General features: G+C 69.8%; 12 protein-coding genes and 1 pseudogene. 3 read left to right on the forward strand and 10 right to left on the reverse strand.

From position 1 onward, the window contains the following. Window positions 1–79: 79 nt before the first annotated feature. A pseudogene (locus tag G6045_RS18210) lies at window positions 80–1,385 on the forward strand (hypothetical protein); the annotation flags it as partial. A gap of 28 nt (window positions 1,386–1,413) precedes the next feature. Then, entirely contained in the window at window positions 1,414–2,109 is a 696-nt protein-coding gene (locus G6045_RS18215) for a hypothetical protein (protein ID WP_165333037.1), read from the forward strand. A gap of 78 nt (window positions 2,110–2,187) precedes the next feature. Here the strand turns inward: G6045_RS18215 and G6045_RS18220 are convergent, their stop codons facing one another. The 6 genes from G6045_RS18220 to G6045_RS18245 form a co-directional block, all read right to left on the reverse strand. Next, the gene (locus G6045_RS18220) at window positions 2,188–3,405 is read right to left on the reverse strand and encodes an ROK family transcriptional regulator (protein WP_165333038.1); all 1,218 of its coding nucleotides are present in this window, start codon (window positions 3,403–3,405) and stop codon (window positions 2,188–2,190) included. Between the two features lie 13 nt (window positions 3,406–3,418). Further along, window positions 3,419–4,699 (reverse strand): sugar ABC transporter permease, encoded by a 1,281-nt coding sequence (locus G6045_RS18225; protein ID WP_165333039.1) that lies wholly within the window; start codon window positions 4,697–4,699, stop codon window positions 3,419–3,421. Further along, complete coding sequence (locus tag G6045_RS18230) at window positions 4,696–5,478, reverse strand: ATP-binding cassette domain-containing protein (RefSeq protein WP_165333040.1); 783 nt, start codon at window positions 5,476–5,478, stop codon at window positions 4,696–4,698. The genes G6045_RS18225 and G6045_RS18230 overlap by 4 nt, the downstream gene beginning before the upstream one ends. A gap of 114 nt (window positions 5,479–5,592) precedes the next feature. Then, the gene (locus tag G6045_RS18235) at window positions 5,593–6,690 is read right to left on the reverse strand and encodes a sugar ABC transporter substrate-binding protein (protein WP_165333041.1); all 1,098 of its coding nucleotides are present in this window, start codon (window positions 6,688–6,690) and stop codon (window positions 5,593–5,595) included. 293 nt (window positions 6,691–6,983) lie between these two features. Further along, window positions 6,984–7,505: a nuclear transport factor 2 family protein gene (locus G6045_RS18240; protein WP_165333042.1), complete on the reverse strand. Its 522-nt coding sequence runs from the start codon at window positions 7,503–7,505 to the stop codon at window positions 6,984–6,986. Beyond that, window positions 7,502–8,140 (reverse strand): HD domain-containing protein, encoded by a 639-nt coding sequence (locus G6045_RS18245; RefSeq protein ID WP_165333043.1) that lies wholly within the window; start codon window positions 8,138–8,140, stop codon window positions 7,502–7,504. The genes G6045_RS18240 and G6045_RS18245 overlap by 4 nt, the downstream gene beginning before the upstream one ends. Before the next feature lie 153 nt (window positions 8,141–8,293). Between G6045_RS18245 and G6045_RS18250 the strand changes: the two genes are divergently transcribed. Then, the gene (locus G6045_RS18250) at window positions 8,294–9,289 is read left to right on the forward strand and encodes a GlxA family transcriptional regulator (protein WP_165333044.1); all 996 of its coding nucleotides are present in this window, start codon (window positions 8,294–8,296) and stop codon (window positions 9,287–9,289) included. 33 nt (window positions 9,290–9,322) lie between these two features. Here G6045_RS18250 and G6045_RS18255 read toward each other — a convergent pair whose 3' ends face one another. From G6045_RS18255 to G6045_RS18270, 4 genes are all read right to left on the reverse strand, one after another. Then, window positions 9,323–10,093 carry a crotonase/enoyl-CoA hydratase family protein gene (locus tag G6045_RS18255; protein WP_165333045.1) on the reverse strand — a complete coding sequence of 257 codons (771 nt, stop codon included), beginning with the start codon at window positions 10,091–10,093 and terminating at the stop codon, window positions 9,323–9,325. A 51-nt stretch (window positions 10,094–10,144) separates the two neighbouring features. Next, complete coding sequence (locus tag G6045_RS18260) at window positions 10,145–11,344, reverse strand: cytochrome P450 family protein (protein WP_165333046.1); 1,200 nt, start codon at window positions 11,342–11,344, stop codon at window positions 10,145–10,147. Window positions 11,345–11,544: 200 nt separating this feature from the next. Continuing rightward, window positions 11,545–12,522: a fumarylacetoacetate hydrolase family protein gene (locus G6045_RS18265; RefSeq protein WP_165333047.1), complete on the reverse strand. Its 978-nt coding sequence runs from the start codon at window positions 12,520–12,522 to the stop codon at window positions 11,545–11,547. Between the two features lie 12 nt (window positions 12,523–12,534). Beyond that, window positions 12,535–13,473, reverse strand: coding sequence for a VOC family protein (locus tag G6045_RS18270; RefSeq protein WP_165333048.1), 939 nt, complete (start codon window positions 13,471–13,473; stop codon window positions 12,535–12,537). Between the last annotated feature and the right edge of the window lie 38 nt (window positions 13,474–13,511).

Below are 13,511 nucleotides of genomic sequence, written 5' to 3' on the forward strand. Positions count from 1 at the left end.
CCGGATCATCTGCCTTTTCGAGGAGACGAGCCGCAAGGTCGTCCGCCCACTCCACCGCCCATACGCGGAGTGCAGCGATGGTGGCGTCTACGGGGACTACGACGCGAGGTTCCTCAACCCGATCGCCGAGTACGTGGCGCAGCTGCACGCGAAGGACCCGTACATGTTCGCCGAGAACAAGGTGGTGAACAGTCCGTTCAAGAACCCGTTCAACCCCTCCAGCGTGAACGGGGCCGACTACGACCCGGCCACCGCGATGCTCGAAGCGCTCGGCAACAGCCCGGAAGCGGCGAAGAAGTTCTTCACCGACCCGCCGACCGCGTACAACGAGGACGGCACGGTCAACGAGAAGGCCACGGCCGATCTCGGGAAGAACAAGGACGACGAGGCGATCGACAACTACCTCGACTTCTTCAGCAACGAGGAGTGGGAGTCCTTCGGCGACGTCAACACGCTCGACGAGGACGAACTCAAGGCGTCGCTCGGCCAGATGCCCGATGCCCCCACGCCCTGGAGGCAGCGACCCTCGGCTACCCGGCCGGGCACCCCGACGCCGGCGTCGTACGGGACGAGGACAACGCCGCGGTCATGCAGAAGGTCATGGAGAAGTACGGCGCGGACCCCGGCCTGCTCAAGGAACACCACTCGGCGATGGCTGACAGTCTGGGCGTCATGGGTGCCGGCTACATCGACGACATCAACTGGGCGTTGGCCAAGAACGATCCGGAGAGCGTGTTCGCGCCGAGCAGGAATCCGGACGGGCACGTCGACTTCGCGGGTCCCAACGACCCGGACGGGCGGAGCGTCGCCCGGAGCTTCCTCAGCACCCTGGGCCAGCACCCGGACGCCTACGCGACGGTCTCGGCCGCGGAGCAGGTCTACACCTGCAGCGCGCTGGAAGAGACGGTGGGCGCGGATGGAAAGATCAACGAGGGCGTGGCCAGGGCGACCGTGCGCGTGGGCGCCGAGGTCCAGGGCATGCTCGACCAGTCCCGGGCCGACCAGGTCGAGGCGACGAACCTGAAGACCCACGAGGACTACGAGAAGGCGGTCGACAAGCGGGCCGGCTGGGTCGAGTTCGGTGCCACGGTCGGCGTCGCGGCGGGCGTGGCCTTCCTGCCCGCGACCGCGGCGGTGGGCACGGCGGCGGTGCTCATTCCCCTGGCGACCGATACAGCGAGCGGGGCTGCCGAACAGGTCATCGGGCAGGTGATCGGTGGCATCTCCGGCAACTCGGTGGATGAGCACAAGGAGAAGGTGGAGGAGCTCACCGACGAGGCGACGAAAGCACGTTCGCGCAGGACCTACGTGAATCCATGCTGATCGGCTACGGAGTGGGCAACGACCGGCAGAAGCAGCAGGGGAACGGCTCGAAGGCCGGCTGAGGCCGTGGAGCACCGAGGACACGTAAGGATGCGGATAGTGATCAGTCGTAGGCCAGTGCGGGCGGGATGCCTTGCCACGGCCGTGGCCGGCTTGTTGTGTCTCGGGGCCACCGGTTGTACGGGAGACAAAGACGAGAAGGTGGCCGCGGCCGACAAGGATGTGGCGGGGACGCAACTCTGCGGTGGCCACGCCGTGTCCGCCGAGGCGTCCAAGGCGCTGAAGGTGATCATGGGATCGTCGCAGTTCGGGACGACGGGCGAGAAATCCACCGTCGCGCAGGCCGCGAGGGATGTTGTCGAGGCCGGGCAGTACTCACGCCGAACCGACGGGCGCGACGACGTCTGCCGTATCTATACGGCGGACGACACGTCGAATTTCGCGCTCCGAGTCACTTGGGGGCTGGAGAGCGGCCCCCCGACAAAGACCCCGGCCCCGGACTTCACCGTGCTGAAGATGGGCGAGCAGACCCTGGCAGCGGCGAACAGGGCGACGGTTCGGTTCGGGTGCCGGAGCGACAATTTCACCGGGTCGCCGGACGCGACTCATGTCGCCGTCGGGGTGGAGCACTGGGGCATGCCGACAGAGCCCGACGGTGACGAGGTAGAGGCATTGAAGGACGCCTACGCGACCGTCGCCCACTCCTTCGCGCTGGCCATGGCCAAGGAACTGGGCTGCGAGAAGGACGGCGGACTTCCCGCGCGGCCCGTGCTGGAACCCGCGTAGCGGCAGGTACCCGACCTTCGACATGGAGAAGCCGGCGGTCATGGGCTGACCGTGGCTCTTCGGAGCTCTGACGCCTGGTCAGGGTCCGGCTACTGCGGCGTGCCGGGCCAGCGCTTCCAGCGGGCCCACCAGGAGCTGGGAGAAGGCGAGTTCGGCGGCGCCGATGAGAACGGCGTCGTCGCCGAGCGCGCCGACGCGCAGGCGCAGATGCTCGCGCGTGGGGGTGAGGGCGTGGGTGTTGATACGGCTGCGGATCTGGGCGGCCGATCCGAGGAACACCTCGCGGAGCGTTCCGCCGAAGAGGACGGTGCGCGGGTTGAGGAGGTTGACCAGGTTGGCGACACCGATGCCGAGCCAGTCACCGATGTCGTGCAGGGCACCGCGGGCGCCGGCGTCACCCCGGTCGGCTGCTTCGACGACGGCGCGTACCGCTTCCCGGCCCGTGGCCGACGGCCCCAGACCCGCCGCCTCGAGCAGGGCACGCTCGCCGGCCTCGGCCTCGAGGCAGCCTCGGCCACCGCACCCGCAGCGTCTGCCGCCTCGAGGGTTGACCACCATGTGCCCCACCTCACCGCCGTATCCGGCGTCGCCGCCGAGGAGGTGGCCGCCGGAGATGATGCCGCCTCCGATGCCGATGTCGCCGTGGAGGTATACGAGGTCCTGACAGCCGGCGCCGGCACCTCGCAGGTGTTCGGCGAGGGCGCCGAGACTGGCTTCGTTCTCGACCGTCACGGGGACTCCGAGGCCCAGGCGGCGGGTGAGATCCTCGCCGAACTCCTCGTCCAGCCAGTCGACATAGGGTGCGGCCCGGACCATGCCGTCGAGCCTGCGCACCGTTCCCCGTACAGCGGCGCCCACGCCGACACAGACGCTTCCCTCCCGGGCGGCGCCCACCATCTGCCGGGCGAAACCCGCGAGCGCTTCGGTCACTTCGGCGGCGCTGCGGTGGCCGGGCGGCAGCGGTGTCTCGCGCCGGTCGAGGAAGGCACCGCCCAGGCCGATGCGTGCGGCGATCAACCGGTCCACGCCGACGTCGAAGGCAAGGACGTACGCCTGGTCGGACTCGGGCCGTACGACCAAGGAGGGCCGGCCCGCTCTGCCGGTGTCCCGGGGCAGTTCCTCACGGACCAGGCCCGCCGAGGCCAGTTCGCTGACGAGCCCGAGGATGGTGCTGCGGTTGAGGCCCATGCGGTCGGTCAGGACCGCCCGCGACAGCGAGCCGCTGATGTGTACGTGGCGGAGCAGGGTGCCGAGGTTGTGCCTGCGGATCTCCTCCAGCGAGGGACCGGCTTTCATCGCCCCCCAGATCTCATCGCAGCGCGGACCGGCGTCGGGACAGTGCGTCGACGCCCGCCGCCACAAGGAGAACCGAACCCGTGACAGCGTACTTGACCCCCGAGCTGTACCCCATCAGACCCATGCCGTTCTGGATGACGGCGACGACCATGCCGCCGAGCACGGCGTCCACGGCCCTGCCCCGGCCGCCGAACAGGCTGGTTCCGCCGATCACCGCGGCGCCGACCGCGAGCAACAGCACGTTGCTTCCACCGGTGTTGGGGTCGACCGAGTTGCCCCGGGACGCCGCGATGATGCCGCCGACCGCGGCAAGGGACGAACAGATCACGAACGCGGCGATGCGGATACCGGCCACGTTGATGCCGGCCCGCCGTGCCGCCTCGGCATTGCCGCCCACCGCGTAGAAGTGCAGTCCGAACGAGGTGCGCTGGAGCACGAACGTACTGACGACGAGGAGGACGACGATGACGGGAACCACGATCGGCACGCCCTTGAGCGAGTCGACGATGATGTTGCGGCTGCGCTCCTGGTTGAGCACTTGGACGGCGGCCGCACCGAGTACCGCGAGGCTTCCGATCCTGATCGCGAGCAGCGCGGGCGGTGCGGTGGTGAGGCCCCGCCGGGCACGGTTGCGGTTCCGGCGGAGCTGGATCGCCGCGTAGCCCGCGACGCTGAGTGCGAGCAGGACCCAACCGAGCGCGGGGGAGAGGTTGTTGTTGGCGACCGCCAGGATCGTGTCGTCCTGGATGGAGATGTTCGTGCCCTCCTTCAGGAGCATCAGCACGATGCCCTGGAAGCCGAGGAAGGCGGCCAAGGTGACCACGAAGGAGGGGATGCCGACCTTTGCCACCAGGCCACCGAGCAGCAGGCCGATGACGGTACCGGTGAGGATGGCCGCGCCGACGGCTCCGTACCAGGGCCAGCCGTGATCGGTGAGCAGGATGGCCAGGACGGCGGCGCAGACTCCGCTGGCGTACCCGGCGGACAGATCGATCTCGCCCAGGAGGAGGACGAAGACAAGACCCATGGCGATCGCGATACTCCCCGCGCCCTGGGTGAGCAGATTGGCGAAGTTCAGATCGGACAGGAAGACAGGGCGCAGTACGGAGAAGAAGGCGCACAGGACGATCAGTCCGAGCACCGCGGGAAGGGCCCCCAACTCGCCGCCGCGAACCCGGCCGACGTAGGCGCGGGCGATCGAGCGCAGACTCGTGGAGCTGTGCGTCGCGTTCTTCCTCGGCCGACGCGGGCCGTTCGGCCTCTCCGATTTCCCGGGGGCGAGGTCGGCGGTCATAGGGTGACTCCGTTGGCGGTGGCGAGGCCGAGATCTCCGCTGCGGCCCGAGGTGATGAGTTCGACGACCTGGGAGTACGTCACGTCCGACGCTTTGACCTGGGCGGCCATCCGGCCCAGATACAGGGCGGCGATCCGGTCGGACACCGCGAAGACGTCGTTCATGTTGTGCGAGATCAGGACCACGGCGATGCCGTTGTCGGCGAGCCGCCGCACCAGTTCGAGGACCTGCGCCGTCTGCGCGACACCGAGCGCGGCGGTCGGCTCGTCGAGGATGACCACTTTGCTGTTCCACAGCACCGCCTTGGCGATGGCCACCGTCTGCCGCTGGCCGCCGGAGAGGCTGGCGACCTGCTGGCGGATCGACGTGACGGTGCGCACCGACAACCCGTCGAGGGTCTTGGCGGCCATCTCCTCCATGGTCGCGTCGTCGAGAACGAGCCCCCGGCGCTTCTCACGGCCGAGGAACATGTTCTGGACGATGTCGAGGTTGTCGCACAGCGCCAGATCCTGATAGACGATCTCGACACCGAGGGCCGCCGCGTCGCGCGGGCTGTGCACGTGTACCTGCTCGTCCTCGAACAGATACGCACCGCCGTCGATCGGGTGGATGCCGCCGATGCACTTGACCAGGGTGGACTTGCCGGCTCCGTTGTCCCCCACGAGGGCGGTCACCTCGCCCGGGCGGATGTCGAAGGACACGTCGTGCAGCACCTGCACGGGGCCGAAACTCTTGTCGATCCCGCGCAGTTGGACGATCGGGGTCGCTGTCGCTGTCATGGAAGACGGCTCCTTACGGTCGCGAGACCGCGGGCCCACGGGGCGTCAGGTCCCGGGGCCCGCGGCGGGCCCGGTTCGAACCGTTGGTGATCGCTCGAACCGGCCGGTCGGGTGCTACTCGATGCCCGCCTTGGCGCACAGGGCCGCGTACTTGCCCGTGCACAGCTCTTCCTTGGTGACGAAGCCGTCGTCGACCACGTCCTTGACGTTGTCCTTGTAGATGGCCACGGGTGTCTCGAGGACGGACGGCACCTTGCGCTTGCCCTCGGGGTCCTCGACGGTCGCGTTCGTCGTGCCCTTCTCGCCCTTGGCCAGCGAGATCGCGAGCCGCGCGGTGGCGTCCGCCTCCTTCTTGACCGCCTTGTAGACCGTCATGCACTGGTCGCCCGCCAGGATGTTCTGCAGGCCCTGCACGGTGGCGTCCTGTCCGGTGACCGGGACCTGGCCGTTGCGGCGTTCCTTGCGCAGCACGGCGATGACGGCGTTCCCGAGACCGTCATTGGCCGCCAGTACGCCGCCGATCTTGGGCTGACTGGTGAGCATCTGCTCGAAGATGGTGCCGGCCTGGGCGTTGTCCCAGTCGGGGACGGACTGATCCGGACCCTTGACGTACTCGCCCGACTTGTACTTGGGGGTGAGGACGCCGTTGTAACCCGCGGCGAACAGCGTGGCGTTGTTGTCGGTCGGCGAACCGTTGAGCGTGGCCACGATCGGTTTGGTGGCCTTCATGTCGCTCAGGCACTTGCTCAGGCCCTCGCCCTGCAACGTGCCGACCGCGGTGTTGTCGAAGCTGACGTAATACTGCGCGGAGCCGCCGAGGGTGAGCCGGTCGTAGTCGATCGTGGCGACACCCTGCGACTTGGCCTTGGCGAGAACCGCCTTGCCGGTGCCGCTGTCGAGGTTGACGATCACCAGGACGTTGACCCCGCTGGTGATCATCTGGTCGGCGATGGTCTGGAACTGCTGCTTGTCACCTTGCGCGTTCTGGATGTCGTAGTCGACGCCGGCCGCCTTGAACGCCTCACCGAGGTACTTGCGGTCCGCGGTCTCCCATCGGGCCGAGGACTTGCTGTCCGGGAGGATCACGCCGATCTTCGGCTTCTTCGTATCGGACCCGGGGCTTTCACCGCCCGACTCGGAGCCACACGCGGTGAGCGAACCGACCAGTGCCAGCGAGGAGGCGGCGGCGGTTAAGAGGAGTCCCTTGCGCATGGGCAGGGTCCTTTCTGGTGTGACGACCGGACGACCGGACGCACAGAGGTGAAGGGAGGAACGAGAGGCGCTCCAGTGAGGAACGAGGGGCGCTCCAGGGCGAATTGCCGGATCTTGGGTGATGCGCCCGGCTGAATGTTGTGAGCGGGAACTTATGACGCTCCGAGGGCCCCCGCCAGACCCGGCGCAGGGGTATTTGCCATCGGCGATAACAATTGGGTGACGTCGTCGCGATCCGGGGTGCCGGCCCGACCGGTGAGAGCCGGCTTTCCGGCGGGCGGGACGGCGTTCCCTCACTCCAGCGGGAGTGCTGCCCCATGGTCCTGTCGTGGCCGAGTCCCGTGGATCCGCCGCTCGTCCGCGCTGATCGGCACGTCGTTGATGCTCGCCTCGCGGCGGCGCATCAGGCCGTCGGCGTCGAACTCCCACAGCTCGTTGCCGTACGAGCGCCAGTGGCCGCCGGACGCGTCGCGCCACTCGTACTGGAAACGTACGGCGATCCGGTCGTCGCCGAAGGACCACAGTTCCTTGCGCAGCGCGTAGTCGAGCTCGCGTTGCCACTTCGCGGCGAGGAAGGCGCGGATCTCCTCCCTGCCGGTCACGAAGGAGTCGCGGTTGCGCCAGGCCGAGTCCGGTGTGTAGGCGAGTGCTACGCGGTCGGGGTCGCGGGTGTTCCATGCGTCCTCGGCTGCCTGCACCTTGGCGAGGGCGTCCGCTTCGGTGAACGGCGGGACCGGCGGCCGCAGTTGGGTGTCCTGGATCCGGGTGTCCTGGATCTGGGTGCTCTGGATCCGCGTGTCCTGGGAAGAGTTCATTCCGACCACTCCGAGTTCTCGATGACGGTCACGAAGTCGGTGCGTACGTAGCCCGGTGAGAAGTGGGCGAGGACATCGGCCTTGACGTTGCCGAACGCGGTGTCGGGGCGGTGCGCGATGCCCTCGGTGAACGCCGCCAGGATCCGCCGCTTGAAGTCCGGGCGCGGGTGCGCGGCCACGACCGCGTCCCGCTGCTCCCGCGTGGTCTCGTCGAACCCGAGCCCCAGGACGTCGACTTCGACGCCCGCGGTGACCAGGGCCACCTCCGGCTCCATGTGGTACGGGATCTCCGGGGTCGTATGCAGCGCGATCGCCGTCCACGCGGTCTGGGCGCGCTCGGGCTCCAGTCCGTGCCGCAGCAGGAAGTCGCGGGCCGCGTCGGCGCCGTCGATCTCGAAGCGCTGCCCGGACGTGGCGTACTTCTGCGTCAGCCCCAGGTCGTGGAACAGGGCGGCCACGTAAAGGAGTTCGGGGTCGAAGTCCAGGCCGCGGCGGCGGCCGCGCAGGGATCCGAAGAGGTAGACGCGGCGCGAGTGATCGTAAAGCAGCGGGCCCGCGGTGTCGCGGACCAGTTCGGTCGCCTCCCTGGCGAGTGCGCTGTCGGGGATTTCGATATCGGCGATACGGGGGGTCACGGTCGGCTCCTTGTCGGGTGCTGCGGTCGCATCAGGGGGCGGGGTGCCGTTGTTGCGATGCCCTCAGCCTGTCGCCCGAGCACGCCGGCGCACCATGTCCTTCCGGACAGGAATCCCACACATCTGGACACAGCGCGGCGCTAACCTGGGGACATGAGCACCCGTGAGCGCCCACTACCCCGCACCGTCGCCGTACTCGCGTACGAGGGTGTGCGGTTGCTCGACGTCACGGCTCCGCTGGAGGTGTTCAGCACGGCGGCCGGCCTGGGCGCGCGGTACGAGGTGGCCCTGCTGTCCCCGGGCGGCGGCCCTGTCACCACCTCCGCCGGGACCCGGCTGCTCACGGACCCGGTCGGTCAACTGGCCGGGCGCGTCCACACATTGATCGTGCCCGGCTCCCCGGGGCTTCCGCAGCAGCTGCCGGCCGGTCTGCTCGACGCCGTCCGGACCCTGCACTCCGCGTCCTGGCGCACCACGTCCGTGTGCACCGGCGCCTTCGCGCTCGCCGAGGCGGGACTGCTGCGCGGCCGGCGCGCGACCACGCACTGGCGGCACACGACGACGCTGACGCGCCGCCACCCCGACATCGACGTGGACGGCGACGCGATCTTCGTACGGGACGGGCGGATCTACACCTCGGCGGGCGTGAGCGCCGGACTCGACCTCGCCCTGGCCCTCGTCGAAGCCGACGAAGGACCCGATCTGGCGCGTGAAGTGGCCCGCGACCTGGTGGTGTTCCTCCAACGCCCGGGCGGACAGTCGCAGTTCTCGGTGGCCGCGCGCACCCCGACGCCGCGCCACGGCACCCTCACCGCACTCCTCAGGTCGATCGCCGCGGACCCGGCGGCGGACCACTCCCTGCCGGAGCTCGCCCGCCGGGCCGGCCTCAGCGCCCGCCATCTCACGCGGCTCTTCAACGAGGAGATCGGTGACACACCCGGCGGTTACGTCGAGTCGGTACGCCTCGAAGCCGCGCGGACCCTCCTCGACGCGGGCGGGACGGTCACCGCGGCGGCCCGCCTCAGCGGCCTCGGCAGCGACGAGACCCTGCGCCGGGTGTTCCTGCGCCACTTGGGCGTGACGCCCTCGGCGTACCGCGCGCGCTTTCGTACGACGACGCCTGGTGGGTCCCGGGGGAGCCGAGTCTGAGCGCCCCGGCCCGAGCCCCACCGCCCGGCCCGACTACCGCTGCCAGGCCGGTGGCCGCTTCTCCGTGAACGCCTGGGCGCCCTCGACCGCCGCGGCCGTGGCGAACACGGGTGTGGCCAGGGGGTCCTGGACCGCGTAGGCGGCGTGGTCGTCGAGGCCGCGGGTGTCCTGGACGATCCGCTTGGTGAGGTGGACCGTGTCCGGTGAGTGAGCCAGCAGACGGTCGGCCAGGGCGAGGGCCGCGTCGAGGGCGCCGCCTTCCGCGGTGAGCCGGCTGACCAGTCCGTACCGGGCCGCGTCCGTGGCCGGCAGCGGAGCCGCGGTCAGGAGCATCTCCATGGCCACGTGGTACGGGACGCGGCCGGGGAGCCGGATGGCTCCGCCTTCGGCGGCGATCAGCCCGCGCGCGACTTCCGGCAGCGCGAAGAACGCGGTGTCGGCGGCGGTGATCAGGTCGCAGGCGAGGGCGAGTTCGAACCCGCCGGCGACGGCCGCGCCCTCGACCGCCGCGATGAGCGGCTTGCGCAGACGGGCCCGGGTGAGCCCGGCGAGCCCGCGGTCGGCGACACGGGGAACGCCTTGGGTGGGGAACGCCTTGAGGTCCATGCCCGAGCAGAAGTGCCCGCCCGCCCCGGTGAGGATGCCCACGGTCAGGGACGGGTCGGTCTCGAGGCGGACCAGGGCTGCGTCGACCGCCTCGGCCAGGCGGCGGTCGATGGCGTTGCGGACGTGGGGCCGGTTGAGGGTGATGAGCAGGACGCCGGTACGGGGTTCGGTCACCGTCACGGGGTTCTGGGTGTCCATGGCGTGCTCTCTCCGATCTGGGGTCGGCAAGGGGTGCGGTGAAGGGTCCGGTCACGTCCGTACGACGGGAAGCGCAGCCAGTCCGCGCATCACCCGGGCCGGTCGCCACGGAAGCTCGTCGGCTGGTTTGGCCAGCTGCACAGGGCCAAGGCGCCGGAGCAGCAGGGGCAGGGCGACGGCCCCTTCGAGACGGGCCAGGGCGGCGCCGATGCAGAAGTGCGGTCCGTAGCCGAAGGCGAGGTGGTCATTGGGCGTACGGGTCAGATCGAGCCGGTCCGCCTCGGGGAAGCGTGCTCCGTCCCGGTTCGCGGAGCCGATGAGGAGGCTGACGATGTCGCCCTCGGCGATCGACTGCCCCTGTACGGACAGGGGTTGGGCCGCGCACCGGAACGTAGCGTCCCGCACCGGGGAGTCGAAGCGCAGCAGTTCCTCGACGGCGGTGGCGACCAGGCCGGGTGCGGGTTGCGGTGCGGTGAGCAGGGCGGCCTGGGCGGGGTTGCGGAGCAGGGCGAGCGTGCCGTTGCCGATGAGGTTCATGGTGGTGTCGTGTCCCACCAGGAGCAGCAGGTAGGCGGTGGAGCGCAGCTCCTCCTCGCTCATGGCTCCGCTGTCGTCGCTCGCCCGCACCAGCGCGCCCAGCAAGTCCGTGCCGTTGTGCTCACCCCCGGTGCGCTTGGTGACGATCAGCGTGTCCAGCAAGGCGTGGAGGTCGCGCTCTCCCCGGTCCGTATCCACGTCGGCGGCGGGGGAGATGGTGGCCATGAGGGTGTCGCGGGTGGCCGCGGTGTCCAGCTCCGGGGGTACGCCGAGTATGGCGCAGATCATGCGGAAGGTCAGGGGTGCGGCGAAATCCGCGATCACGTCGACGTGCGGCCGTTGCTCGACCCGGTCGAGGAGCCGGTGCGCGATCTCGCCGATGAAAGGTTCCAGCTGAGCGATACGGCGGGGTACGAACGCCGTGTTCACCAGGGTGCGCAGGCGGGTGTGGTCCGGGGGATCGGCGTGGACCAGGTGCCGGTTCAGCCCCGTCGGCCCGGGAACGTAGCCGGGCACCCGGCCCGGGTCCTTGCTCAGCCGCGCGTCGGTCAGCAGCGCCCGGACGTCCTCGTAGCGGGAGATCTGCCACACGGTGGGACGTCCGGGTCTGCGGTCGGCGTGAGCGGGTGCGTGGCGGCGCAGCCAGGCGAAGCAGGGGTAGGGGTCGCGTACCCGGGCTGCCAGCAGTTCAGGGGGCGGGGCGAGAGGGGACAAGACAGCTCCGGAAGCGCAGATCGACACTGACGCTGCACAAACGATCAACCATGCCCGACGACACGCACCCGAGGGCGTGGGTCAGCGTGGCGTCGCTGCCGCTCCCGAACCCCGCGCTTTCACGGCCCCTCCCGAACCCGGTACCTTCACGGCCCCTCCCGAGCCCGGTACCTTCACGGCCGCTCCCGAGCCCGGTACCTTCACGGCCGCTCCCGCTCCCTGCGCCGACCGGCCGGCAGCGGGACCGGGTCCGCGCCCGGCACCACCGTGTTGGTGAGGGTGCCGAGCCCTTCGACGGTCAGGGTGACCGTGTCCCCGGGCTTCAGGGGCGGCGGACTCTGTTCACCGCGCACGCCCCACAGTTCGGCGAGGCAGCCGCCGTTGCCGCAGGTGCCGGATCCGAGGACGTCGCCCGGGACGATCCGGGTGCCGCGTGAGGCGTACGCGGTCATCTCCTCGAAGGTCCAGCTCATGTTGGAGAGCAGGTCCTTGCCGATGACCTGCCCGTTCACGGAGGCGGTGAGGGCGAGGCGCAGGAAGCCCTCGGCGTCGCGGTACGGCTCCAGTTCGTCGGCAGTGACCAGGTACGGGCCGAGCGTGGTGGCGGTGTCCTTGCCCTTGCAGGGGCCGAGGCCCACCTTCATCTCCGCGGACTGGAGGTCGCGGGCCGACCAGTCGTTGAAGACCGTGTAGCCGACGATGTGGTCGCGGGCCTGCTCGGGGGTGAGGTCGGAGCCCTCGCGGCCGATGACGGCGGCCACTTCGAGTTCGTAGTCGAGGACCGTGGAGCCCGGCGGCATCGGGATGTCGTCGCCCGGTCCGTACACGGCGTGCGGGTTGGTGAAGTAGAAGGTCGGCGCCGCGTACCACTGCTCGGGCACGCCGCTGGCGCCGCTCACGGAGCGCCGTACACCCTCGACGTGTTCCTCGAACGTGACGAAGTCCCGTACGGAGGAAGGCTGGAGCGGAGCCAGCAGCCGCACCTGCGAGACATGCGGCCCAGGCGGTACGTCGAGTGCCGCGGCGCCCGCGTCGAGGAGACCGGGCAGGCCGCCGCCGGCCCGGATCAGCTCGGTGAGCGAGGTGACACCGGGCAGCGGGTAGAGGGTGCCGTCCTCCTCGACGACGGCAACGGCGACGCGGGTGCGGTCCTTGTGGACGTAGGTGGCGAATCGCATGACGGCTCCCGCTCAGACCGGCGGGGCGACGAACACGCCGCGGTCCGGGTCGTTGAAGGACTCCTTGGCGACGATCTCGTTCATCGCGTTGGCGGTGCCCCACTGGTCGGTGACCTCGGGCTGCGAGAAGTCGTAGACGTGCGGGTGCCAGGTGTCCTCGTCGAGCAGCTCCAGCTCCGTCGTGTACTCGACGGTGTTGCCGTGCGGGTCGAGGAAGTACGTGAAGGTGTTGTCGCCCGCCATGTGCCGGCCAGGACCCCAGACCTTCTTGAACCCGGCGCGCAGCACGCGGCCCGAACCGCGCATGTACTCGTCGATGCCGCGCATCTCGAAGGAGATGTGGTGCAGGGCGGTGTGCGGGCCCTTGGCGAGCGCCATCGAGTGGTGCTGGTTGCTGATCCGCATGAAGTGCATGACCTCGCCCATGTGGGGTGAGGACAGGGTGTCGGAGAGTGCGAAGCCGAGGTGGCGCTCGTACCACTCCCGAGTGCGGTTCAGATCGGGGGAGTTGAGGACCACGTGGGAGAGCTTGACCGGGATGGCCTCCTTCTCCTCGATCCTGCGGTGCTGCCTGACCTCGACGTCGGCGGAGACCTCGATGGTGCGGCCGTCGACGTCGAAGAAGCGGAAGCCGTAGCCGCCGCCGGGGGTGTCGACCTTGCCCGGCCGGGAGATCAACTGCACGCCGCCCGCGAGGAGTTGCTCGGCGAGCGTGTCCACGTCCTGCGGGGAGGCCGCCCCGTACGACACGAGGTCGAGGCGCTTCTCGTCGGCCTTGCGCAGCCGGACGACGTACTGCTCGGGGGAACCCTCGGCGGCCAGGAAGGAGAGCCCGGAGTCCTCGGCGACCTTGGTCAGGCCCCAGACGCCGGCGTAGAAGTCGAGCTGCTTGTCGTAGTCGGGCACGGCGAGGTCGACGTGCCGCAGGTGGGTGAGCAGACGTCCGCTCATGGCGATCAGTCCTTCCGGGGGCGGGGACGGAGGGGGAG

Source organism: Streptomyces mesophilus (genome assembly GCF_011044995.1).
GTDB classification, from domain to species: domain Bacteria; phylum Actinomycetota; class Actinomycetes; order Streptomycetales; family Streptomycetaceae; genus Streptomyces; species Streptomyces mesophilus.